Consider the following 23,494-nt stretch of genomic DNA (forward strand, 5'->3'; position numbering starts at 1 on the left):
TCCACTATTCGGGGTTCAGTTCAGAGAGATCTCTGCAGGGTTTTTCTTTTTCAGATAATTCTATTGAGCTGATTGGCTGAGTGGCTGGTAGAAAGTAATTTTTTTTTAGGCTTCTTTTGCTATTAATACTTATATCCGAACTTATTCCAAGTATATAAATATAAATACAGCCATTGAAATGTACCACCTCTGACATAGTATTTACCACTGCAATTCTACTGATTATGGGGTAACTCTTGTATTACGTAGTAGACTAAATAATGTGAAATAAATCTTTTCAATTTTTATATTTTGTAAATGAATGTACTTAATAGTTGATTAAGGAGTTATTATTTTAATATTTTACTATAGGAGTAGGACTCGTTGGGTTTGATAGCAAGAGGCACTCCAAAACCCTTTCGAGCTTACCGAATGCCTCTTCTCATCTATTCATTCTAAATTAGTTGTACCTAATAGTCAGTTCTCTCATTTACACTCTTTTTCTTTAAATACCCCTTTTGTATTTTATGATAACCTGCTGTACTAAAAGGGCATACTTTGATGCAGTTTGCACAACCATAATTTGCCAAGAAATATTTAATGCATGTTTTATAATCGATACACGTTATATCTCCATTTTCATTCACTTGTGGTTCATTGTTGATTGCTTGAACTGGGCAGCTTCGAACACATTTTCTACAGTATGAGCAAAATTCTCGGACCCATAGGTGGGGATTCTCTGTCTCGACTGGAAACGTATCAATATTTGTATAAATGGTACTTATTCGTACTCGAGCTCCGGCATCAGGTGTAATTAGAAGTCCATGATATCCGATTGCTCCTAAACCTGCTAATTCACCAATTGCAACATAATCCATTTGTCCTCCCATTGCAGTGCTTGGATAGGCAGAGTACCCTTTTTGTCGAATAAACTCACACACTTCATTTGAAATTACAGCCAAATCACCGTATCCCTTTGCTACTTCAGCAAAGCATTCAAAGCTAGGGGCAGTTTGGATTTTTTCATTGTCCATCTCAACGGTGAACACGACTGCGTTTTGATGAGGTATTGATTTTCCTTTAAATACTTGCTTCGAAGGTAAATCCTTTACGAATTTTACATCAACTGCTCCTAATCTTTGAGCCAATTGTTTTATTTCCTCAAAAAGTTCCATTGGAGCTTCTGTCTGTTTCGATACAACTTTTTTACTATAGTACCGTTTACCTTTCCACATTCCTTTCATTACTCTTGCCATTCTAGGCACAACTTTCAATTTTTGTGAAAACGTAAAGTTTTTAATCGAGGTCTCATTCTTAGGAATTAATGGAGCAAAAGACCTGCGCGGCTTAGAATCAGCGGCTGATTGAATAAGCTCACCGAAATTATTAGGCTTCTTTTCCATAAAATCTATGAGATCATCTAAATTTCTTTCCTTTTTCCTCTGTGATAATTCTGCCATTTCCAATCACCCCTCATTCATGTTCACTTTACCGTGCCTTGCTCATTTTCTGGTTTGGGTTTAAACGCCGAAACGAATATGATTAAAAGACTTATCCATGAAATATTAAATAGAGCTAGTGTTGGACTATCAAAACTTAAAAATTTTCCAAAATACAATAAGTTACGAAGACCTTCTACACTAAATCGCATTGGTAACCAAGAGTGAATCCAGTCTCGGTAAAAGGCAGACATAAATTCAGGCGGCATTGATAAAAGTGGTATTCCAAAGAAAAACAGTAAAGCAAATACTCCAATACCTTTAAAACCGAGCCAATTAGTCACTGCAGATATTAGTAAAAAGAAAGTTAAATAAGATAAGCTCACAAATAGTGCTGTGTCTATAAACATAGGAATATGGAAACCCAACCAACTGTCCAGAATTCCAGTTAATCCAAATCCAACGATAAAGGATAGAAGAGCTCCTGAAAAAATCTGTGTGAGTTTTGATAAGATACTTGCTCTTCTGTTTACAATTTTCATTTTCTTTATTGAAAAGAAGACAATAGCTGCCCCAACAATGCTACTCATCCAAAGTGGTTGGATGAATAAAACAGGTGCGTTCCCATTAGCACTATGTGTTCCAACTGCGTTAACATTTGTCACAGTTACAGTAAGGGGATCTACTAACAGGGCAGCCTGCTTAGGTGATATATTCTCACCTTGCTTTTCAAATCCAGCAAGTAATTGCATTGACAGATTATGACTGAAGTTTTCAGTAATTCCGGAGAGCATTTGTCCAGCCATTCTTGCGACTGTTGCATTCATCCCCTCATTAATCAATATTTCAATGTTAGGTGAAGAAGGTTTTGGTGTTTGAAGTGAAGCTTGGTTTTGACTAAAATCGTTAGGGATGATGAGTGCTGCATAATACTCTTTATTGTTCAAACCTTCCATAAGCGTGTCTCTATCTGATACAGATACCCAATTAATAATAGGTTCTTCATTAGAGTCTTCTTTGGACATAGATTGAACTTTTTCAACAAGGACATTACCCATATTCAATTTCCCTTGCTTAGGAATTTCAACGCCTTCATCTTCGTTGACGATTGCAATAGGCATATTCTTCAGAGTAGGGTTAATAGATGGGACCAATGTAAGTGAAAAAATAAGAGCAACTGTAAGTACAAGTAAAGGTGACAATACTACTAATTTTTGTTTAAAGAATTTCATAAAAATCTCTCCCTCCTTTTAATGAACACGGTGTTGATTATTGACCACAGTATCTATTATAATTTGTATATTAGTGAATTCAATAATCAGTAATTGAGTTATTGTTGTGAAATCAACACTTTAAAGGTCTTCTGTTCATAATCTCTAAAAAAATTTTCAAAAGTGGGTGTGTATAATGTCAGAACAAAAGGTTGACCGTCGAATTGCTCGCACTAAAAGATTGATTAGGGAGGCACTAGCAGCATTAATAGAGGAAAAAGGGTTTGAATCGATTACAGTAAGAGATATTACATCAAATGCAGATATAAATCGTGGCACCTTTTATTTACATTATCAGGATAAGTTTGATTTGCTAGAGAAATGTGAAAACGAATTTTTCCATGAAATCGAAGATATTGCAAAGGATATTAAAGTTGTTGATTTAAGGAAATTCAGCGAAAATCAGAAACCGCTTGCGCATTCAGTAAAGCTACTGGAGTACATTAAAGACAATGCAGCTTTTATGAAAGCAGTCCTTGGACCAAATGGAAATGTTACCTTTCAGATTAAGCTAAAGGAATATATTAAGACAAACATCGGGAAGGTATTTTTAAAGGAAGCAGAGGCAAATGAAGATGATATGAAAGTACCTAGAGAGTATTTGCTCTCTTATATAGTTTCAGCCCACTTAGGTGTCATACAACAATGGCTACAAAATGAGTTAAAGGAAACTCCACAAGAGATTGCACGGTATATAGGGATTGTCACAGTAGAGGGACCGTTTCAAGCAAGTGGTTTTAAGAAATAATATTATTTCTTGGAAAAATCAGATCAAATGAAGAACGAATAGTTTATTAATTTAAAGTGAGTTTTTTTTGAGGAAAAACAACTAACAAAAAAAGTCATTGCTGCGCAAAAAGACGCACTGAACCAATTACGAAAAGAGTTTCAAGATGAAGGAAAAGAAATTGATGGGAAGTTGTTTACCTTGTTAGAAAAATATGTCGTAAGTGCAAATCCGAACTCACTTGAAGAATCACAAGAACCCAGTAGGGGAATTTATAAAGAACGTTGAGTATAGAGAAGAAGCTGCCAAGTAGTCAAACTCACCATGGGGGCAAGCATATAAGTAGATGTACTAGGGTGGTTCCATTACAGAAGAAATGATATTGGACGACCTTATGAAAACTTGGTAACAATATTTTGGATTCAAGATTTTAGATTATATATGCATTAAATGAGGAGGAGAATGGATGATCAGTGGGAAACAAGTCTCTATGAAATCTGCGGTTCCAATAGTACGGAGTTTCGACGAACAGAAAGCAAAAGCTTTTTATGTTGATTATCTCGGGTTTAATATTGACGGGGAGCACCGGTTTGATGAAGGAATGCCGTTATATATGATGCTCTCCAGGGATGGATGTATCCTCCATGTGTCGGAGCACACTGGCGATTGTCAGCCGGGCGGAGCAGTCCGCATCGAAACGACACGGTTGAAAGATTATTATAAAGAGTTACTCGAAAGATGTTCGGGGAAAGTTAGTCCCCACATGGAGAAAGCACCTTGGGGATTTATGGAAATACGCATCAAAGATCCATTTGGCAACCTAATTATTTTCTGTGAGCCACTGTAGGAATCGTATCAATTTGATGTTAAATGGCAAAAAAATAAAAGTAGTAACCTACTCCTTTTTAAATGGCAATTGTCAGCCACCTTCAATACAAGTTGAGGTATAACTTCCTATAAAATTATTTAATTCCTTAATTAGTGAATGAAGGATATTACTTTCAACTACTGTTTCTAAAGCATTTTCTTATTGAATAATTCTATAAATGATTGGATGAAATTATTATGAAACCCAGCTAATCTTCTCTTGTGAAGGTAGCTGGGTTTTAAAGTTGGATGTGCAAAATAACACTTAAAACAAGTGCGAATTATCAGTCAAAGTTACAACCATCACAAAACACTGTAAATATAGAGTGTTCATTAACTCCTATGTTTTGTTACCTAGGTGTAAGTTGAATACTTCACAATCGAGGTGTTATGAGATGCATGCCAGTTGAACAATTGTATATAGGTTTGAATAAATAACGATAAATTGAAACAGCTTTTGAAACTATCGAATCCTTCTTTTCGTAGAGTTATGTAAACGTAGTAGAAGAGGAGGGGGAAAAATGGACTCTCATTCGCAGGCATTGCCAACAACGGAAGCTAATACACCAAGAGAAGTCACCGTCCGAACCGTGTTAAATATTTACGGTGTTTTTCTTTTTTTAGGACTAGTGGTCTCTATTTTCACCCATGAAATCGAGGACATAAAAGGATTTTTATTCTTCATTTTGATCAGCAGCGTGCTTTATTTTCTGTTTCTGAATCTGTACTTTACAAGCGACCTATGGAGAAAAGTGGTTTTTATCACGATGTGCCTCATCGCATTGTTCAGTCTGTTTATGGTGTTCTATCTCCAAGTCAATTCAGTGGACCATTAGAAACACGATTTTGAATGTAACAAAAGTGCAGTTAAGTTACAGTCAATGTAATTCATCGTAAAAGGGTTTGATTAGAAAGCATAACAAAAGCCTTCCCCGCAGAAGGCTTCTTCATTGTAGATATAATTTAAAGATAATGTCGCCCCAATTCTGACTGGTTACTTCAAGTTTTTCCATCTCAACTTCACTCCCCATTCCAATTACCTGTGGTTACTATACCAATTTCTTTCCAGTAAGGTTTCATTTCTTCTAGATGATGAAATTCAAAGGATTTATATATTGATTGTGAATGTAACTTTTTGGTAAGTAAGTTACATTCACATTAAAACAGGCCAACGCAAGAAATTCTTTATTCCTGTTGTTGACCTGTCTCTTTATTAACTTCTTTAGAATCATGAATGAAAAAAACTTAAGAAAAGACATCAACTATTATTATAAACATCAAGGGAAGGATTGAAGCCACAATAAATCCTACAGTTATCACAGATGTTACATAAACCATTAACTTAATATAAGTAATCTCCTCTTTTTTGTAGGCCAAAGTGAACAATTTAATTAAATAATAAACAGTAGAAATCGTGATGATAATCGTGAAGATACTTGCTATGATTATTTCCATTTCAGACCACCCTTTAAAAAGTAGGTACTTTCAACCAAACTAAATAGTGTGAAGTGTTAATTAAAGTGGGAGAGTTAGTTGCCATGAAACACCAAATTTATCGTTGAACCAACCGAACTTTTCACTAAATGGGTAAGCTGCTAACGGCATCAAAATTTCTCCATCTAGAGAAAGTATATTGTAAACACGATCAATTTCTTCTTCGGAATCACATGTGACAAACATGGAAAGGGAAGGAGTAAAAGTAAAATCATGCTTCACATTGCTATCGCTAACCATGAACTCTTGTCCTTTTAGTGAAAATGTAGCGTGTAAAACGGTTCCTTCTTTACCAGCTTCATTCGCTCCATAATGAGTAATGTTAATAATTTCAGATTGGTTAAATAAAGAAGTATACGATTTCATTGCCTCTTCAGCAGTCCCATCAAACATCAAAAATGGGTGAATTTTTTGTTTTGTATGTGTCAATTTAATTGCTCCTTCCTTCTATCATAGTAAAATATTCTTGATTATATGTTAACATAATATTCCAAAAGTGATATAGAGGAAAGATTTTTCAGTGATAGCTTTAAAACTATCATAACGAATTAATAGAAACAGAAATTTAAATGGTCACTACAAAAGATGCTTTCTTCTTAGTATGCATGTACAGCAATTGTATAAAACGTACTCGTAAAACAAATAATTCTCAATAGTAACTGAATATCCTTATTTCATCGTCTCGTGATACAATTAAAGTAATTGAAATGGAGGAAATTACATGTCTTTACCCGTACAAAAGAACGACCGCATCACGGTTCATGTTGAAGATTTAACTCATGACGGAGCAGGAGTCGCGAAAGTAGACGGCTACCCGTTATTTATTGTAGGTGCACTGCCAGGTGAAACAGCAGAAATCCACGTAGTAAAAACAACGAAATCGTATGGCTTTGGGAAATTAATTGAAATTATTAAACCATCAGAACACCGCGTAGCACCACCTTGTCATGTGTTTGACGAATGTGGTGGATGCCAAGTGCAACATTTATCATACGAAGGTCAACTGAAGTGGAAACAACAATTGGTGAAAAATGCAATAGAGCGTATTGCTAGGTTGCCACACGTAACGGTTCATCCTGTAAAAGGAATGGACAACCCATGGCGCTACCGTAACAAATCACAGATTCCATTTGCCTTACAAGATGGCAAAGTAGTAGGTGGCTTTTATAAAACGCGTTCACATGAAATTGTAGACACAGATACATGTATCATTCAATCTGAACAAGCGGATGATCTACTTCGTGAAATGAAAAAACAACTAGGTCGAATTGGTATTACTCCGTATAACGAAAAAACTCACCAAGGCATGTTGCGTCACATCGTCATTCGTAAAGCACTTGCAACTAGTGAAATCATGGTCGTGATCGTGACGAAGAAAAAGAAATTCCCACAAAGAGAAGAAGCAATTGAAGCAATTAAATTAATCTTGCCAGAAGTTACATCAATCGTTCAAAATATAAACTCTGAAAAAACAAATGTTATTTTCGGTGAAGAAACGTTCACTTTGTTCGGCAAAGATTCAATTGAAGATACAATTGGCGATGTGCGATTTGAAATTTCAGCTCGTTCATTCTATCAAGTTAACCCTGAACAAACAGAAGTGTTATACAAACAAGCTCTAGAGTATGCTCAACTAACAGGTACAGAAACTGTTATTGATGCCTATTGTGGAATTGGAACGATTTCTCTGTTCTTGGCGAAAGAAGCGAAGCAAGTATTGGGCGTTGATGTTGTACCACAAGCCATTGAAGATGCGAAAAGAAACGCAGAAATCAACAAATTTAAAAACACTTATTTCGAAGAAGGACTTGCAGAAGTCGTTATACCGAAATGGTACAAAGACGGCATTACAGCCGACGTATTAGTAGTCGATCCTCCACGTAAAGGATGCGACGAAGCATTACTTCTAACAATTTTAGAGCAAAAACCGAAGCGTGTAGTGTATGTATCATGTAACCCAGCAACACTTGCTCGTGACTTACGAATTTTAGAAGACGGCGGATACGCGACACAAGAAGTACAGCCTGTTGATATGTTCCCACAGACTACACATTGTGAAGCTGTTGCTTGGTTAGAGTTAAGAAAGTAAAGTTGTAAAGATTAAGGTCATGAAGAAAAGTATTGAAACTAGATCCAAAGTTCAAGCCGAAAATGGCTTGAGCTTTTTTTCGTCGGCTTTTTACCTGTAAATAACGAACATAACTGTTGCACTTACTACTCTATAAAATTACCATTACATAGACACGAGAGATTAATCGCTCACATTTACTTAATAAAGAAATAGTAAAGTAATTCTCGGTCTGCTATTGATTATATCGAGATATGAATCTGGAGTTAAGAAAGTTTAAATGCGGTACTGTAATTTCCTGCTAAATTAATAATCACTTACAGGTGATTGAACTATTTCATATTATGATTAATAAATGATAAGGAGAGATTGTATGGAGAACAAACAATTAGTATTTGTGTATGGAACATTAAGAAGGAATGAAAGCAATCATCATTTAGTAGAAGGTGCCACATGTGTGGCAGAGCAAGCTTGGACAACTGGATTATTGTTTGATACGGGTTTTGAATATCCTGCGTTACAACAGGATATTCAAGGTAGAGTTTACGGTGTGCTATACGAAATTACTAATGAACAGTTACAAAAACTAGATGCTTTAGAAGGCTATAATGGTATTGAAAAAAACAATTTTTACGATCGAATAACTCAAACCATTTCCACAGACCAAGGAGTACACGAAGCTTACGTGTATGTTGTGGATCCACTAAAAATCGAGATGTTTAAAACTAGAATTGATAGTGGCGACTGGAAAGTCTATCGTCTGACCAAACAAAGTACTCTCGGCTATTTTGCATATGGAAGTTGTATGGACGCTGCGCGTTTTATAAAAGCAAACGTAAATCATTATTTTAACCAGGTGATTGGAACTGGTGTCCTAGACGGCTATTCACTTCGTTATACAATAAGTTCCTTCGATGGAGGCCGAGCAGATATTGTTGAATATGGTGGTGTTGTAGAAGGGAAAGTGTATGAGATTTCGTCTGAAGCCCTAACGTATTTATTTAGAAGGGAAGGAGTTACTGCAGTTCGTTATCGACCTGCAGTAGTTCAAGTGAAAATGGCTAATAACATGGTAAAAGAAGTATTAACTTTTATTGTGGTAGAGAAGGAGACAGAGGTAGCCCCACCTGCTCACTATATGGAAGAAATTATTCGTGGAGGCCAAGGCTTTTTAAGTGATGAGTATATGAAAATATTGAAGAAAGATTCTCAGAAACTCTTGCTTCAAAAAGAAGAGGATAAACAATGAGTACCATGAGAGCTCATCTCTTAGAAAACCTTACTGAAAAAGATCCTCTCTGTTGAATAAAAGCCTAGTGAAACAAGATTCCAATAGGTCTTTATTACAACATTTACAAATATTACAAATAATTACTAGGTCAGCCCGAGATTCAATATTGAATTCTTGGGCTTATTTATTTTCAATTAAATATGAATACAGTACTAATAAGTATAAATGGTGAGTATGTTATATCAGATAGACTAACAAATACTAAATGAAGGGATGATGGTCTGAATTCTAAAATTATTCTACAAACATTAGGTACTCTTACATCATTATTTTTGGGAATAACTTCAATTGAAATTTTTAAATATACACAAACTTTAAAGGAATTCAATGGCATGTGGAGTTTTGCGCAATTTATAGTCATGATGTTTACATTTTATATTATGGCAAAAACAGGAATGAGTTTTATGAAATCAAGGCTTGAACATGATGGTGTTAATCACTTTCTATATATATGTTTAGGTACAATTAATTTAATTGGAGTCCTTGTAGTATTTATTGTTAGTATGGTAATTGATTTTGGTTCAAATTGGTGGATAAATTTACTTACGGTTATCTTCTTAGTTGCTTTGAGTAACCCAATAAAAATGCGTAAGACTATGCTCAGCAAAAATCAAGCCATTATTACTGTTAAATAGAAGCCTTGATCATTCTCTTCAAATACCTGATCCAGAATCACTCTAACTAAGTAAAAAGGTAAAGCAAGTCCTCGAATTTGATATAGAATTGAGGACTTTTTTGTTACCTATTGCTAGAAGTTCATATAACAATATAAAAACCCACGGCAGCGAATATCTCGCTGCCGTGGGTTTTAAATTAGAAATTACATGTTTCCATCAGTAATCTCAACAATGTCTTTATCATTTGCATTTACATTGCCCGATTTCTTGATTTTCACAACTTGTCCTGCTTCCAAATTCGTAAAGACGATTGGAGTGATGATAGATGGAGCGTTCTTTTCAACATAATCCAAATCAACCTCCATCAAAATCTGGCCTTGCTCAACGAGGTCACCTTGTTCAACCCTTGAAGTAAATCCTTGACCTTTCAGCTTAACGGTATCAATCCCGATGTGGACAAGAATTTCTGTGCCGTTATCTGCTACGAGGCCAATCGCATGTTTGGTTGGGAAAACAGTTACTACTTTACCATTTACAGGTGAAACGACTTTACCATCTGTAGGTTTAATTGCAAATCCGTCGCCTACCATTTTGCCCGAGAACACTTGGTCAGGAACGTCGGTTATTGGTAAGATTTCTCCTGTTAGAGGACTACTGAACTCAAGTGCAACCATGTTAATAGCAGCATCTTCATTTTCGTTGACTTGCTTAACAGTTTTCGGTACATCTTCTTTCGAACGTGGGGCTTTGCCATTCATAATATCTTGCATTTGCCCGCGTAGACTGTCCGAAACTGTTCCGAAAATAGCTTGGATATTGTTTCCGACTTCCATAACACCAGAAGCGCCAAGGTTTTTTAATCTTTTTTTATCTACATTGCCTTTATCTTTTACACTGACACGTAGACGAGTGATGCATGCATCAAGGTCGGTAATGTTTTCTTTACCGCCCATTGCCGCAAGAATCTCATACGGAAGATCGCCGACTTCCTTACCATTCTGATCGTCAGCATCATCTTCTTCACGACCGGGTGTCATCAAGTTGAACTTCTTGATAGCAAAACGGAAACCGAAGTAGTAAATGACTGAGAAGACAAGTCCTACAACGATTACCCACCACCACTCTGTTCGACCTGGCATAACGCCAAAGAGCAGAAAGTCGATCAAACCGCCGGAGAAGGTCATGCCAATTTTAACGTCAAGCAAGTGCATGGTCATAAATGATAGTCCTGCGAAAACCGCATGGATACCGAACAATACTGGTGCAACAAACAAGAAAGTAAATTCAAGTGGTTCTGTGATTCCTGTTAGGAACGAAGTAAGTGCACCTGATGCCATGATTCCACCGACAAGTTTCTTTTTCTCAGGGCGGGCACAGTGATAAATGGCAAGTGCTGCTGCAGGGAGACCGAACATCATAAACGGGAATTTACCCGTCATAAATGTACCAGCAGTAAAATCTACACCATCTCTTAGCTCCGCGAAGAAAATTCGTTGGTCGCCACGGATAATTTCTCCTGCTGCATTTGTATAAGATCCAAATTCAAACCAAAATGGTGAATAGAAAATATGGTGTAATCCAAATGGGATTAAAGAACGTTCAACTGTTCCAAACACAAAAGCAGCAAGTGTCCGGTTTGTTTCCAACATGAAATGAGACAAAGCATTCAAACCATTTTGAGCGAATGGCCAAACTAGAAACATCAAAATACCAAGAAAAACCGCTGAGAAGGCGGTAACAATAGGGACAAAACGTTTGCCTGCAAAAAAACCAAGAAACTGCGGCAATTGAATGTTGAAAAACTTATTGTACAGAAAAGCCGCTAATATACCGACGATAATACCGCCGAAGACACCCGTTTGCAGTGTAGGGGTTCCTAAAACTAAAGCATATGCCGGATCAGAAGTCATTTCAGCTGTAATACCGCCAAACGCTTTCATAGTGACATTCATAATTAAGTAACCGATAATGGCAGCGAGACCGGCTACACCGTCCCCAGCAAGACCGATGGCTACACCGACAGCAAACAGCAAGGGCAAGTTATCAAAGACAACTCCACCGGCTTCAGCCATGATGAACAGCAAACTTTGAATCCAGTCAGCGCCCATGAATGGCACTGCGTCAATAAAGGTATCCTGAGCGAAGCTTGTACCAAATGCAAGAAGAATACCTGCTGCAGGTAAGAGAGCTACCGGAAGCATCAACGCCTTGCCGACTTTTTGCAAGGTACCAAATAAATTAATAGACATGTGAAATTCCTCCTTTTTTTTTGAAATAAAAGATGTAACCAAATCAAACGCTTTTGACAAGTCGGAAGTAAGTAATGGCATAAATACAAAAAAGGCATGAGTAGAAAAGATAAAGATTAATATAAGGGTATAAAATATCCTCGAAATTAACCTGTTAATCTTTTCATACTCATGCCTGATCGAATCAGTAACACGTATGAATGATTTAGGAGTTATGTAGTAAGCGTTGCAGATGAATCGTCAAATATAGTACTTCAGCTTCATCTATCGGCTTATTCAATTGGTTTTGCATTACTTTTACTAGCTTCCAAGCAAGAGTATAGCATACAGGATATTCTTTTTTCAACACTTCTTCCAGCTTTTTTTCCTCTCCAATGGATTCACCTTGGTGAGCACGGTCAATTGCCCTGTGCAGATGCTGGATTAGCCGATGATAATTGATATTGTCTTTTCCTACATGGATGACGAGGTTTTCTTCGATAATGTCAATAAGTTTTGAAATGAGAACGTGATCCCGGTTAATATCACCCAATGATTTATCCGTAACCGCACTATGTATATGAAGGGCGATAAAGCCAATCTCTCCTTCAGGAAACGCCACATCCATGCGTTTTTCCACCTTTTTGACGACGCCTTTTGCAACTTGGTATTCTTTTGGATACAAAGCCTCGATCTCATATAGAAATGGATTGGAGAATTGCATGTCTTTTTTTGCTCGACTGATTGCAAAAGCAAGATGGTCCGTCAATGCCACATGAATATGCTCGTTCAGCTCTGTACCCATCTGTTCTTCGACAAAAAGAAGCAGTTCATGGATAAAGACAATCAAGTTTTCTTCAATATGGGGAAGGAGGTTGACGTATTGCTCTTTTTCCGTCTCATTCTTCAGTAAAAAGGTTTTATCCGCTTTATCAAAAGAGATCTTATCCCCTTTTTTTCTTTCGAAACCTAGACCTTTTCCAATCAGAACTACTTCTTTATATATATCATGATGGGCAATTACCACATTATTATTTAGTATTTTCTCAATAGTTAATATCTGTTCCATTTCAGCCTCCATCCGCCACCTGGTCTCTTTTTCCAGCCAGATTGACTTGCACATACAGACAAATTTGATTCTACGCGATAGGTTAAGTACACTTCTTTGTACTTTATTATATTCAAAAATGGTCTTTAATCATATAGGGAAGTTGATAGGAAATGGAACCCTCCTGCTTTAGGTTCTATTATATAGGAATACTTACAAAGAGCAGCGTATTCAATTTCATCATTATTTCTTGCGAGTGCTTCTCTTTTTACAACATAAATCAAATTGTAAGTTTTGTTATGTTTTTGTGCATTCATTGAGTTTAGAAATAGCAAAGCGTATACTAGCTAAATAAATTCTATTCATATAATTAGGGGGAAACGTATTGGTATTAAAACCTAAGGCAGTATTCTTAGACATGGACGGGACCATCTTGAACCATCATAACGAAGTGAGCATTCACACGAAAGAAATCATAGACGACCTGCGAAGCGAGGGGATTTTCGTTTTTATTGCTACAGGGAGATCGGCTTCGGAATTACAAGAAATGTTACCTGAGGGCTTTAAGGTAGACGGGATCATCACAGCCAACGGTATGGCCGGATATATTGGAGAAGAAGTAGTATTTGAACATTCACTACCACTTGAATTGGTGGAAACTATCATAGAGAAAGCGAGGAAAAGTAAGGTTTATTATGAGCTTTTCCCATACGGCGAATCTCGAATGGTGTTACAGCAAGATAAAGAATATGTGATAGGTGAAATTAGAGAGCCAAAGCCCGAAACTGTTGAAATCAATGAGTGGAGTTCACGCCAAAAAGCAATTAAAGAAGAAATTTCATGGACAGAAGAGATAACAGGAACTCAGTTTTCGAAGTTTTATTTTTTCGCGAGAACGAAAGAGGAAATTAATAGTTGGAAAATGGAACTTAAGCAGTTACAAAAAGAGATTGAATTCACGATGACTCCCTCTTCTCCTCACAATGCAGAAGTCATGGTCGCAAACGTCAGCAAAGCAACAGGAATCAAACAGATGCTGGAGCGCTTTGATTTAGTGGGCTGTGAAACTTTGGCCATTGGCGACAGTGACAACGATTTGAAGATGTTCCAATTTGTCAGTCATTCTGTAGCGATGAAAAATGCAGCTGATCACATTAAAGAAGTAGTTGATGACATAACGGAATTTACGTGTGAGGAAGATGGAGTCTATCATTACTTGAAATCAAATGTGCTGGCTTTAAAAATTTAGTAGTCATATCTTCAGTTTGTATCGAAGGGTAGTTTCATTTTTAATTTGCTCTATATTTATTACTTGAGGGATTAATAAATGAACCTACCCATTACTACAGTATTTTTAACTCATTGATTCGTAAAAGATAAGAAATAACTTCACTTGAAAAATGAGTCGAAGTCCATATCGTAAGTAAGTTTTCACAGTTTGAGAAAATATCAATATTTTAAAAGCACATCAATGATTAAAGTTGATGTGCTTTTGTTCGCTATCGTGATATCTGTACGGAAAACCAGTAGTAAAAACTCGGAATAATAGATGAATACAGGTTTAACAGGAACTAATTAAGTTGTATTATGCACTGCTAAATTTCCGCACGATTTCACTACGCACGCAGACTGATGATATTCAAATCTCTAAACAATCTGTAGAATGGACAGAAGAGCTTACAGAATCAAAAAAGGGGCACGGTTTTCATGAAACAAGACTTTCCATTTTCAAAAAATAGTAGCTTGGCTTTCAAAAACGATCCACCGGGACAGTGGCTGTTGACGCTCCCGGAAGGATGCATCCGCCTCAGTTCAGGTTATCCACAACCTTTGCTTGTGCCTGCCGTGGGATTGAAGACGGCTGCGGTGCGCTTGCTAGAGGAGGAACAGGATTTACCGCTGCAGTATATGGGCAGCCCGCGAATCCTTCAGCTGAAGGAGTTTATTCAAAAAAGGCTAGCTGAACGCGGTGTGGAAGTCGCGAAAGAGGGGCTGTTAGTAACCTCGGGAGCCTGCCAGGGAATTGATTTGATTTCTCGGATTTTATTGGACGATCAAGCGGTTGTGGCGCTCGAGTCGCCCACGTATATGGAAGCGCTCGAGGTGTTCCAGAATTACACGGAGCATTTTATGGCTGTGCCGGTTGATGAACAAGGGCTTGATACGGAGCGTTTTGCGGAAATGTTGGAGAACTGCAAACGGGAAGGGCTGAAACTGCCAAGGATTCTTTATACAATTCCGACTTCGCAAAATCCAACGGGTACAACATTGACAGCGGAACGCCGAAAGCGATTGCTCGAGCTTGCCGAAGAATTCGATTTCCTCATCTTGGAAGATGATGCATACGGCGAATTGGGCTTCACGCAAAGACCGCGTCTTTTGAAAGCGATGGACGACAACAACCGGGTGCTCCATATCGGCTCTATGTCGAAAGTGGTGGCGCCGGGTATGCGGATCGGTTGGGTGGCAGGACCCGAGAAATTGATAAAGGTCTTGAGCTGGTTTAAGAAGGATTTAAACCATCCATTCGCGCAGTCGACAATGGCTTCGTTTCTCGAAAGCATCGATTTTGACGACCACCTGAAATTGCTGACAGACGCTTACCAGGCGAAAAGTACGGCGATGATCCAAGCGCTGGAACAGTTCATGCCACCGTCCGTTACATGGTATGTTCCAGAAGGTGGTTATTTCGTCTGGGTCAAAATTCCAGGAGTGGATACGGCAGAAATGCTGCCTCAGGCTTTGGACGCTGGCGTGTCTTATGTGCCCGGCAAATACTTCTTCCTGGATCAAGAACGCTGCGAATATCTAAGGCTGTCTTTCAGTTACGCGGATGCGGAAGCGATTGTAAAGGGAATTCAGAAGTTGGCGGAAGTGGTTGCCGTGAATGTGCTGGAGAAGACTGGACAAGAGAGCTAATGGATATGATTTGGATATAGAATAAAACGATACAGAGGAACGACAAATTATGAAGAAAGCGAATCCACACGTCCCTAAGGAGGTAAAATCAATGCCCGCGATGTTAAATGATTTAAAAGAAGCGATGATTTCAAAAGCGAAATGCCTGATGACGAGTTCGGTTTACCTGCTGAAGTACATGGCGATTATTTTGGTGCCGCTGTATGTGATTTATTTGTTTATGAATTAATTACTTCTTCTTTTGAAAAATGACATGAATTTAAAAGAACGCACAAGGGAGAGAGTGGAAAATCTTCCTTATGCGTTCTTATTTGATTTAGTAAAATAAATTACGTTATAGAAGCCTCATAGATTCCATTAATCGAATCTTTCAGGCGTGTATTGAATTCTTCTTCTGACTGATCTGCATATAACCCTTCAGATAAAGCTCTTGAAAAGCTTGCAATCAAACCTTGGTTGGCTGCTAATTTTTTATTTGCTTCTTCACGTGCGTAACCACCAGAAAGGGCAACCACTCTTAGTACTCGTGGGTGATCGATTAATTCTTTATAGAAGTTGTCGACTGTTGGAATGGTCAACTTCAACATGACGTTTTGGTTTTCGCTTAAAGCATTCAATTGATTTATAATCTCTTCTTTTAAAAGTTCTTCAGACTTTTCTTTGTCCTTACTGTGGATATCCACCTCAGGTTCAATGATCGGCATCAACCCAGCTGCTAGAATCTGCTTGCCAATCTCAAATTGCTGGGCAACCACTTTTTTGATCCCTTCAGGATTTGCAACTTTAATAACAGAACGCATTTTAGTCCCGAAAATATTTCTTTCATTAGCTCGTTGTAAAGTCTCATCTAAGTTGGAAATAAGCTTCATCATTTGAACGCCGTCAACTTCTTCTGCCAAACCTTTATCGATTTTTAAGAAGGGAACAACACCTTTCTTTTCCCATAAATAATCTGCTGTATAGTGGTCTTCGACTTTACGGTCCATCGTTTGTTCGAATAGAATCGCACCGAGGATAGAATCCGAACTGAAAGCAGGTGCGTTAATAACGCGCGTTCTCATTTCATGGATGAGACCGAACATTTCCTCTTCAGTGGAATAAGCATCTTCAGAGACTCCATAAAGTTTTAACGCTTTTGGCGTACTGCCTCCACTTTGGTCGAGTGCAGCAATAAAACCTTTTCCGTTTTTGATAAAATCCACTTGTTCTTTTCGCATGATTCCAGCTCCTTAGAGAGAATTTTATGGAAATTAAAAGCTAATACAAAAAATTGTAAACTAAAAGAAAGTCTTTCACTGAATAGTGTATCAATTCGAGGTTGAAACTACAAAAAGAAACTATGAAATCTATAGATAAAGATGATAGTTTATGTATCTCAAAGTCTAACGCTTTGCTTGTCCTGACGGTAAGAAAAACCATCAGGACTTAAACAAGTGCAGGTTTGATTAATAGTAAGGGGAAAAACAAATCTACAACGATTTAATGTTGAATATAAAAAAGAGCCTAAAAAGAGACTCTCAATTTTATTTTCCAGCTACGTTAAAGTATTCTTCAAGCGTTTTTCCACTTGATTTCACTTTTGTGGCCATAGCGCTTCCGATGTAACGGAAGTGCCAGGGTTCATACATATAGCCAGTGATGTTTTCTTTGCCCTTTGGATAACGAAGAACAAATCCATATTTGTGTACATTGGCACTCAACCATTGACCTTCTTTCGTACCAGCAAATGACTCTTTCAACCAATGGCTTTGATTTGCTCCACCGAAGTCGAAAGCTAATCCTGTTTGGTGTTCTGAATACCCTGGTCGTGCACTAAATCGGTCTGCTTTGGCTTTACCGTGTTTTTTCACGTAGTTATTATATAAGGTATTTTGATACGAATACGTACGAAAAGTGCTAATTGTTTTCAGTATCACTCCTGCTTTTTTCGCATCAGCAACCATATCGTTCACACCTTTTTGTGCAGGTAAGCTAATTCCAGGGTTGTAGGTAGATGGCAGACTGTATTTCTTGTTTACAAATAATACCCCGCTTACATACTTCCCAGGTGTTTTAGTTGAGGGTGCTAGATAAACGGTTGGGTTTGGGCCTGCTTTTTTCAGATAAGACGAATTAACAAATCCTGTTTTTGAGCCGTATTTCACTTTGTACCAAGAACCGCTCTTGGATACATACGAGACGGATTTCCCTCTTGGGATCGTGACAAGAACTTTGTATTTCGTAGAAGCTCCTGAACGCATATTCAGATTATCCGTCGTTACATAGTTGACTGTAGCCGTTGCTACTTTTTTTAGATATTTCGTGCTAACATACCCTGTTCTAGAATCATACTTCACTTTAGACCAAGAACCACTCTTCGAAACATAGGTCACTTGTTTTCCTTTAGGAATGGTAGTCAAGATTTTGTGTTTCGTAGAAGCTCCTGAACGTATATTTAAATTGACTGTTGTTGAATATTTGACGGTCGCCGCTTCAACTTGGATTGATCCGACATACGTAGGTGTGAAGGAATCTGTCGCCGGTAGTAAAGTAAGTCCCAGTGTCATTACTGCAGTTGAAATTCCAATTCTAATAGCTAATTTTTTAAAATCCACTTAAACTATCACCTCTGTTTTTTATTCTGTTATTTTACCATATGAAGGAAAAATGGGGAATACTGTATTGCGTTAAGAAGAATAAATTCTGACTTAAACCTAACAAAGACATCATCTTGCACCATTTGTGAGTGAAAGTTGATGTCTTTTCTTGTATGTTTCTTTCGTTTGGAAGGGGTATTGGTCAACAAATTAAGTGAAAAAGACCGCATAAAGCTCAATTTTCTCATAGTAATTATTTCCTATTACAGTTATGTTTCAAACTTGTTACGGTACTTTTTATAAAGAACCGTTGTATCTCTAGTAGTTTAAAGTTATTTATTTCAAGCGTCATGAAATTGTGAAAATTCATCCATATATTAAGTAGTGAATTACTCAACGAAACTATTTACTATGATTATATACAACAGGAGGGATTGATTAGATGTTAAAAAAATTAGGTAAAGTTACTATTGCTTCAGTTATATCTGTATCTTTTTTATTTCCAATCAGCGCTATGGCGAATAGTTCATATACAGTAGTTTCAGGAGATTCTCTTTGGAAAATTGCTGTGAAAACACAAACTGGTGTTCAGGAATTAATAGACTCAAATACACAGCTCGATAATTCAAATCTTATCTACCCTGGAGAAACGATTAATGTTCCTACAAAAGAACAAGCTAGTGTAGAGCAAGAAGTGACTAGACTTGTAAATGTTGAAAGAGCAAATGCTGGACTTCCAGCTTTGAAGAATGATTGGGAGCTTGCAAGAGTGGCAGAGTTTAAGTCTCAAGATATGCATGACAAAAGTTATTTCAGCCATACAAGTCCAACATACGGTTCACCGTTTACAATGATGAAAAACTTTGGCATTACTTATAAATCAGCCGGAGAAAACATTGCACAAGGTCAAAATTCTGCAGCTGAGGTAGTGCAAGCATGGATGAACAGCGAAGGTCATAGAGCGAATATCCTTAGCAAAAACTTTACTCATATTGGAGAAGGATATGTGAAGGAGGGCAATTACTGGACACAAATGTTTATTCAAAAATAATTGTGTTTTAGTAGAATACCAGCAGGAAAAGTTTTTATTCGATAAATTATGAAAGCACATCAATTTATAAAATTGATGTGCTTTTTTGAATATATTTAGCTGATCAAATCGACCAATTGTTCATTCGTCTTTTTTCATAATAAAACTCAGATGTCTTCCGCTTTTTTTGTCTTGACGATAAGAGAAACCATCCGGGCTTACATACGTGCAGGTCTGATCAACCGTAATTTTTTCAGTTGGGATGCCTGCTAACTCACATTGCTTTTTAACGGTTTGTTGATTATCGATGTGATATTTGCGAGTTTGGTCATTGTAATACATAAAATCATCCGCATAGCCAAGGTCTTTGAATTTTATATACACATCTTCATCAACTTCGAATTTTTCCTGACTCAGAGAGGCACCAATCTGGACATGAAAATCACTCGGATTACACTGTTCAACTTGTTTTAAATGCTCAAAAAGTTTTAGGGAGATTTCTTTGACCGTCCCTTGCCAACCGGAATGAATTACGCCAATGAGGCCATTTACTTCATTGTAAAAAATCACCGGGACACAATCGGCAGCAAAACTGCATAATAACAGATTTGACTCAAACGTATACAGTGCGTCAGTATCCTCAATGGCAGTATCTTTTCGAAAAGCGCCTCGCCCTTTGTCATCAAGCGTTACCCTATGGAAATTCGTGCTATGTGTTTGATTGGCACAAACGAAATCATCCAGCTCGCAATGCAAGTAAGCAGCTAATTTCTTGCGATTTTCCACTATATGATCAGGGTTTTCGCAGGCATGAAGAGCCATGTTGTTGTTTTCATGTTCAGCTTTATCTTTAATGGTCATTCCAGCTATAAAGTTCTCGTTGTTTACGAATATGTTTGCTTTCATATCATCACCTTGCTTTAATATATAGTAGTGTGATGCTGATGTATAGGACAGTTTAAAAGTGTTTTTTCTAGAGTGAGTCGGAGTTATTTATGGCAATCCAATTGGAGAGTCTTTTAATTAATGAGTTTAGTTTCTTAGTTAATTTATTTTCAAAATATTGGTTCTACTTACACAATTCTAGTATAATCGAGTAAATACGCTGAGAAGGAGTGATTGAATGAAAAGCAAAATGAATCAGATGTTTGAGGACCAAAAGAATGATCATGTTCATATTCATGTTCTGTATAAGTATAATGGAATTGAAAATTACATTATGCAGGTTTTGAGTTATATCCAAGATGGCATTGCAGCAGGAGACTACGTGATTCTTATTGAGAATGCTCGTCTTTACCCTATGATTCACAAAGAACTGAGCACACGGTTAACGAAAGAGCAAATGGAGTTCATTCACCATGTAAACAGCCTCGATTTCTATTGGTCAAGTGGTAGTTATCATCCTCCTTCAATTGCTGATTACTTTAGTAAAACAATTCAGCCTTATATGGAAAAGCCACTGCATCTCATAGAAGATTTAGAAAAAATAGTAGACGAAGCTGTAAATCTACTGTCGTTTCCATTAATTTGTGCGTACGACAGAAAGAAAATGCCGGACTACCTCAAAACAATTTTGATGGAAACACATCCTTATGTTTTAATGGAAGATGATTTCATCGTTTCGGAACAATACCAGCCATCAAATGTAGTGAAAAAACATGCTTAGGAAATTCTCCTAAGCATGTTTTTTTTCGAGATTGCATTAATAATTTAGGATCTAGGTGTAAGTCTTTCAATTTTAAAAAACGTTATTGATTTACGAAAAAGTGATTCAAAACTAATCAGTTTATTAAGTTAAAGTCTGTCATTCTATTTTTCAAAATAATTCAGGTGAATATATAATCATATAATAAATAACATAAAGCCAACCTAAAAAGCCATGTAAAATAGCCCAACCTATGGACTGATAAGCTGTGTAAGAGATGACCATGGAAAGACAAGTTCCAAAACCTATTCCCTTCTTTATAACAGCAACCGTTTTTTGTTCCTTTGTACGAGTTATTTATATCTCCTCCATACCTATACTTTGATAACCCTTATTAAATATGAAATTCATCACCATTATATTGCAAGATACATGGAATTATGTCAAACGGAAGGGAACAAGGCAGGAAAAAGGAAATGTGGTTGCCATTACTAGGGGGGCAATGAGTTATATTTTATTTGTTATTATTACTTTGGTTACAGATATGATAATCTATTTAAAAGTTTAGATGATTAAAGATTAAAGATGAATCTTTTAAAAAAATATTTCCTTTTCACAACAGTATTGATATGAAAGGAAGATCAACTTATGAAAAAAGAAAAAATAAGTAGTGTCGCAGTAATTGGAACAGGATATGTAGGATCAAGCTACGCCTTTGCTCTTATGAACCAAGGAATTGTAGATGAGTTGATTATGATTGATGTAAATAAAGAAAAAGCAATCGGTGAAGTGATGGATCTAAATCATGGGAAAGTATTCACCCCAAATTCAACAAATATTCTCTTTGGAGAGTATAAAGATTGTGCAGATGTAGATTTAGTTGTTATTTGTGCAGGAGCGAACCAAAAACCAGGAGAAACACGCCTTGACCTTGTGGATAAAAATCTAAATATTTTTAAAACAATTGTCGAGAATGTCATGGCTAGCGGATTTGATGGCATCTTTCTTGTCGCAACCAATCCCGTTGACATCTTAACGTATGCTACATGGCATTATAGTGGGTTACCCAAAGGACGTGTCATAGGGTCTGGTACCATTCTTGATACAGCCCGTTTCCGATACTTAATAGGTGATTATTTTAAAATCGCACCCAAAAATGTTCATGCGTATATCATCGGAGAACACGGTGACAGTGAGCTACCTGTTTATAGTTCTGCAGACGTAGGTGGTATTCCCATTTTGAAAATGATTGAACGCCAAGAACAGTATAAAAAAGAAGACTTAGATGAGATTTTCATTAATGTACGGGATGCAGCTTACAAAATCATCGAAGGAAAAGGTGCTACTTACTACGGCATCGCCATGGGACTTGCGCGAATTACAAAAGCCATTTTAAATAATGAAAATGGCGTGTTAACTGTATCTGCTCATCTGGATGGCCAGTATGGTGAAAAAAATGTATACATGGGTGTTCCAGCAATCATAAATCGGAGTGGGATCCGAGAAATTGTCGAATTAGAACTCAATGAAGAAGAACAACAAAAATTCCAACACAGCGCAGAAGTCTTAAAAGCCGTTTTAGCGCCTTACTTTGAAGAAGTAAAGTAATAAACTTAAAAAACAGTATTCCTTGTTCTTGGATGAATCTACGCAATAATCACAGGCTTTGGTGTAAGTAGGAGTGCATTTTTCATGACGAAAATAGAACAGACAATTTACTTGGGATATATTGTAGTCAATTTAAAAAGGAAAAAGGATATTCGTTGAACATCAACAAGAGGAGGAAGTTCAATTGCAGAGTGCTACCATCTTGCGAAATGCCCGAATCTTGGATTTTACTTAGAATTAAAGGTAGCACAACATGACTTGAAATCATTAAATAAAAATGAACAAGAGCTAGTATGACTTTCTCGATTCTTTAAACACGAAGAATCATTTGATTAAAATCAGTTACCAAAAGAAGTGGATTCCGACTGGATTGAATTTGCAAAAGATCGGTTGCACACCTATTTTTACAACGATACCTACCTTGTGAATTCACTTAAACAATTGATCATTAAGAATCCAAATGATTTATTAAGTCATTTGGATCTGGGATTTGATGTATGAATATGGTTATAACATGGATGCCCCAAAAAATCACATGCTACTTAAGAGAGGGAAACTTCCAACAGAAACGGCGTTAATTGGAGGGAAAGTTTACTGGCTTAAAGAGGGAATTGGTACATATATTCCGATGATTTACCGATAAAATAACAGGCATTCGAACTAGATAAATAATCGCCCACACAATAA

At 37.0% G+C, this 23,494-nt stretch carries 23 protein-coding genes; 13 read left to right on the top strand and 10 right to left on the bottom strand.

Going from position 1 to position 23,494, the window contains the following annotated elements; genetic code table 11:
• Positions 1-449 precede the first annotated feature (449 nt).
• Together C406_RS0113665 and C406_RS0113670 are read right to left on the bottom strand one after the other, a co-directional pair.
• Positions 450-1,439, bottom strand: coding sequence for a 4Fe-4S dicluster domain-containing protein (locus C406_RS0113665; protein ID WP_017381207.1), 990 nt, complete (start codon positions 1,437-1,439; stop codon positions 450-452).
• Positions 1,440-1,462: 23 nt separating this feature from the next.
• Positions 1,463-2,650 (bottom strand): YhgE/Pip domain-containing protein, encoded by a 1,188-nt coding sequence (locus C406_RS0113670; RefSeq protein ID WP_017381208.1) that lies wholly within the window; start codon positions 2,648-2,650, stop codon positions 1,463-1,465.
• 175 nt (positions 2,651-2,825) lie between these two features.
• On the opposite strand from C406_RS0113670, the gene C406_RS0113675 reads away from it, so the two are divergent.
• The 3 genes from C406_RS0113675 (at position 2,826) to C406_RS0113685 (ending at position 5,119) form a co-directional block, all read left to right on the top strand.
• Entirely contained in the window at positions 2,826-3,437 is a 612-nt protein-coding gene (locus C406_RS0113675) for a TetR/AcrR family transcriptional regulator (protein WP_017381209.1), read from the top strand.
• A gap of 445 nt (positions 3,438-3,882) precedes the next feature.
• Entirely contained in the window at positions 3,883-4,263 is a 381-nt protein-coding gene (locus tag C406_RS0113680; RefSeq protein ID WP_017381210.1) for a glyoxalase superfamily protein, read from the top strand.
• Between the two features lie 541 nt (positions 4,264-4,804).
• Positions 4,805-5,119, top strand: a complete 315-nt coding sequence (locus C406_RS0113685) for a hypothetical protein (protein WP_017381211.1) — start codon at positions 4,805-4,807, stop codon at positions 5,117-5,119.
• A 409-nt stretch (positions 5,120-5,528) separates the two neighbouring features.
• On the opposite strand, the gene C406_RS19630 is transcribed toward C406_RS0113685, so the two are convergent.
• Complete coding sequence (locus C406_RS19630; RefSeq protein ID WP_017381212.1) at positions 5,529-5,738, bottom strand: hypothetical protein; 210 nt, start codon at positions 5,736-5,738, stop codon at positions 5,529-5,531.
• Between the two features lie 60 nt (positions 5,739-5,798).
• On the bottom strand, positions 5,799-6,206 hold the full coding sequence (locus C406_RS0113695; protein ID WP_017381213.1) for a VOC family protein: 408 nt from the start codon (positions 6,204-6,206) through the stop codon (positions 5,799-5,801).
• Between the two features lie 292 nt (positions 6,207-6,498).
• On the opposite strand from C406_RS0113695, the gene rlmD reads away from it, so the two are divergent.
• The 3 genes from rlmD to C406_RS0113710 all read left to right on the top strand — a co-directional run bounded on the left by rlmD (position 6,499) and on the right by C406_RS0113710 (position 9,771).
• A complete protein-coding gene (rlmD, locus tag C406_RS0113700; protein WP_017381214.1) occupies positions 6,499-7,866 on the top strand; it encodes a 23S rRNA (uracil(1939)-C(5))-methyltransferase RlmD in 1,368 nt (455 codons plus the stop codon).
• Positions 7,867-8,218: 352 nt separating this feature from the next.
• Positions 8,219-9,094, top strand: a complete 876-nt coding sequence (locus C406_RS0113705; RefSeq protein ID WP_017381215.1) for a gamma-glutamylcyclotransferase — start codon at positions 8,219-8,221, stop codon at positions 9,092-9,094.
• A gap of 422 nt (positions 9,095-9,516) precedes the next feature.
• Positions 9,517-9,771, top strand: a complete 255-nt coding sequence (locus C406_RS0113710; protein WP_192812614.1) for a hypothetical protein — start codon at positions 9,517-9,519, stop codon at positions 9,769-9,771.
• A gap of 185 nt (positions 9,772-9,956) precedes the next feature.
• On the opposite strand, the gene ptsG is transcribed toward C406_RS0113710, so the two are convergent.
• From ptsG to C406_RS20795, 3 genes are all read right to left on the bottom strand, one after another.
• A complete protein-coding gene (ptsG, locus tag C406_RS0113715) occupies positions 9,957-12,002 on the bottom strand; it encodes a glucose-specific PTS transporter subunit IIBC (protein ID WP_017381217.1) in 2,046 nt (681 codons plus the stop codon).
• A gap of 205 nt (positions 12,003-12,207) precedes the next feature.
• Positions 12,208-13,050 carry a glucose PTS transporter transcription antiterminator GlcT gene (gene glcT / locus C406_RS0113720; RefSeq protein ID WP_026045711.1) on the bottom strand — a complete coding sequence of 281 codons (843 nt, stop codon included), beginning with the start codon at positions 13,048-13,050 and terminating at the stop codon, positions 12,208-12,210.
• Positions 13,051-13,175: 125 nt separating this feature from the next.
• Positions 13,176-13,346, bottom strand: a complete 171-nt coding sequence (locus C406_RS20795) for a hypothetical protein (protein WP_192812615.1) — start codon at positions 13,344-13,346, stop codon at positions 13,176-13,178.
• A gap of 68 nt (positions 13,347-13,414) precedes the next feature.
• On the opposite strand from C406_RS20795, the gene C406_RS0113725 reads away from it, so the two are divergent.
• The 3 genes from C406_RS0113725 to C406_RS20800 all read left to right on the top strand — a co-directional run bounded on the left by C406_RS0113725 (position 13,415) and on the right by C406_RS20800 (position 16,177).
• Positions 13,415-14,278 (top strand): HAD family hydrolase, encoded by an 864-nt coding sequence (locus C406_RS0113725; protein ID WP_017381219.1) that lies wholly within the window; start codon positions 13,415-13,417, stop codon positions 14,276-14,278.
• 458 nt (positions 14,279-14,736) lie between these two features.
• Positions 14,737-15,948: an aminotransferase-like domain-containing protein gene (locus C406_RS0113735; protein WP_017381221.1), complete on the top strand. Its 1,212-nt coding sequence runs from the start codon at positions 14,737-14,739 to the stop codon at positions 15,946-15,948.
• Between the two features lie 91 nt (positions 15,949-16,039).
• Positions 16,040-16,177, top strand: coding sequence for a hypothetical protein (locus C406_RS20800; protein ID WP_017381222.1), 138 nt, complete (start codon positions 16,040-16,042; stop codon positions 16,175-16,177).
• A 100-nt stretch (positions 16,178-16,277) separates the two neighbouring features.
• Here C406_RS20800 and C406_RS0113745 read toward each other — a convergent pair whose 3' ends face one another.
• Positions 16,278-17,165 (bottom strand): fructose bisphosphate aldolase, encoded by an 888-nt coding sequence (locus C406_RS0113745; RefSeq protein WP_017381223.1) that lies wholly within the window; start codon positions 17,163-17,165, stop codon positions 16,278-16,280.
• 306 nt (positions 17,166-17,471) lie between these two features.
• Positions 17,472-18,542: a D-alanyl-D-alanine carboxypeptidase family protein gene (locus C406_RS19635; RefSeq protein WP_017381224.1), complete on the bottom strand. Its 1,071-nt coding sequence runs from the start codon at positions 18,540-18,542 to the stop codon at positions 17,472-17,474.
• Between the two features lie 424 nt (positions 18,543-18,966).
• Here C406_RS19635 and C406_RS0113755 point away from each other — a divergent pair, with 424 nt between their 5' ends.
• Entirely contained in the window at positions 18,967-19,575 is a 609-nt protein-coding gene (locus C406_RS0113755; protein ID WP_017381225.1) for a CAP domain-containing protein, read from the top strand.
• 120 nt (positions 19,576-19,695) lie between these two features.
• On the opposite strand, the gene pgeF is transcribed toward C406_RS0113755, so the two are convergent.
• A complete protein-coding gene (gene pgeF, locus C406_RS0113760; protein WP_017381226.1) occupies positions 19,696-20,460 on the bottom strand; it encodes a peptidoglycan editing factor PgeF in 765 nt (254 codons plus the stop codon).
• Positions 20,461-20,677: 217 nt separating this feature from the next.
• Between pgeF and C406_RS0113765 the strand changes: the two genes are divergently transcribed.
• The 3 genes from C406_RS0113765 to C406_RS21280 all read left to right on the top strand — a co-directional run bounded on the left by C406_RS0113765 (position 20,678) and on the right by C406_RS21280 (position 23,450).
• The gene (locus C406_RS0113765; protein WP_017381227.1) at positions 20,678-21,220 is read left to right on the top strand and encodes an MEDS domain-containing protein; all 543 of its coding nucleotides are present in this window, start codon (positions 20,678-20,680) and stop codon (positions 21,218-21,220) included.
• Between the two features lie 627 nt (positions 21,221-21,847).
• Positions 21,848-22,807, top strand: a complete 960-nt coding sequence (locus C406_RS0113770; RefSeq protein ID WP_017381228.1) for an L-lactate dehydrogenase — start codon at positions 21,848-21,850, stop codon at positions 22,805-22,807.
• A 514-nt stretch (positions 22,808-23,321) separates the two neighbouring features.
• Entirely contained in the window at positions 23,322-23,450 is a 129-nt protein-coding gene (locus C406_RS21280; RefSeq protein ID WP_272943009.1) for a hypothetical protein, read from the top strand.
• Positions 23,451-23,494 lie beyond the last annotated feature (44 nt).

Source organism: Paenisporosarcina sp. TG-14, assembly GCF_000297555.1.
Taxonomy (GTDB): domain Bacteria; phylum Bacillota; class Bacilli; order Bacillales_A; family Planococcaceae; genus Paenisporosarcina; species Paenisporosarcina antarctica.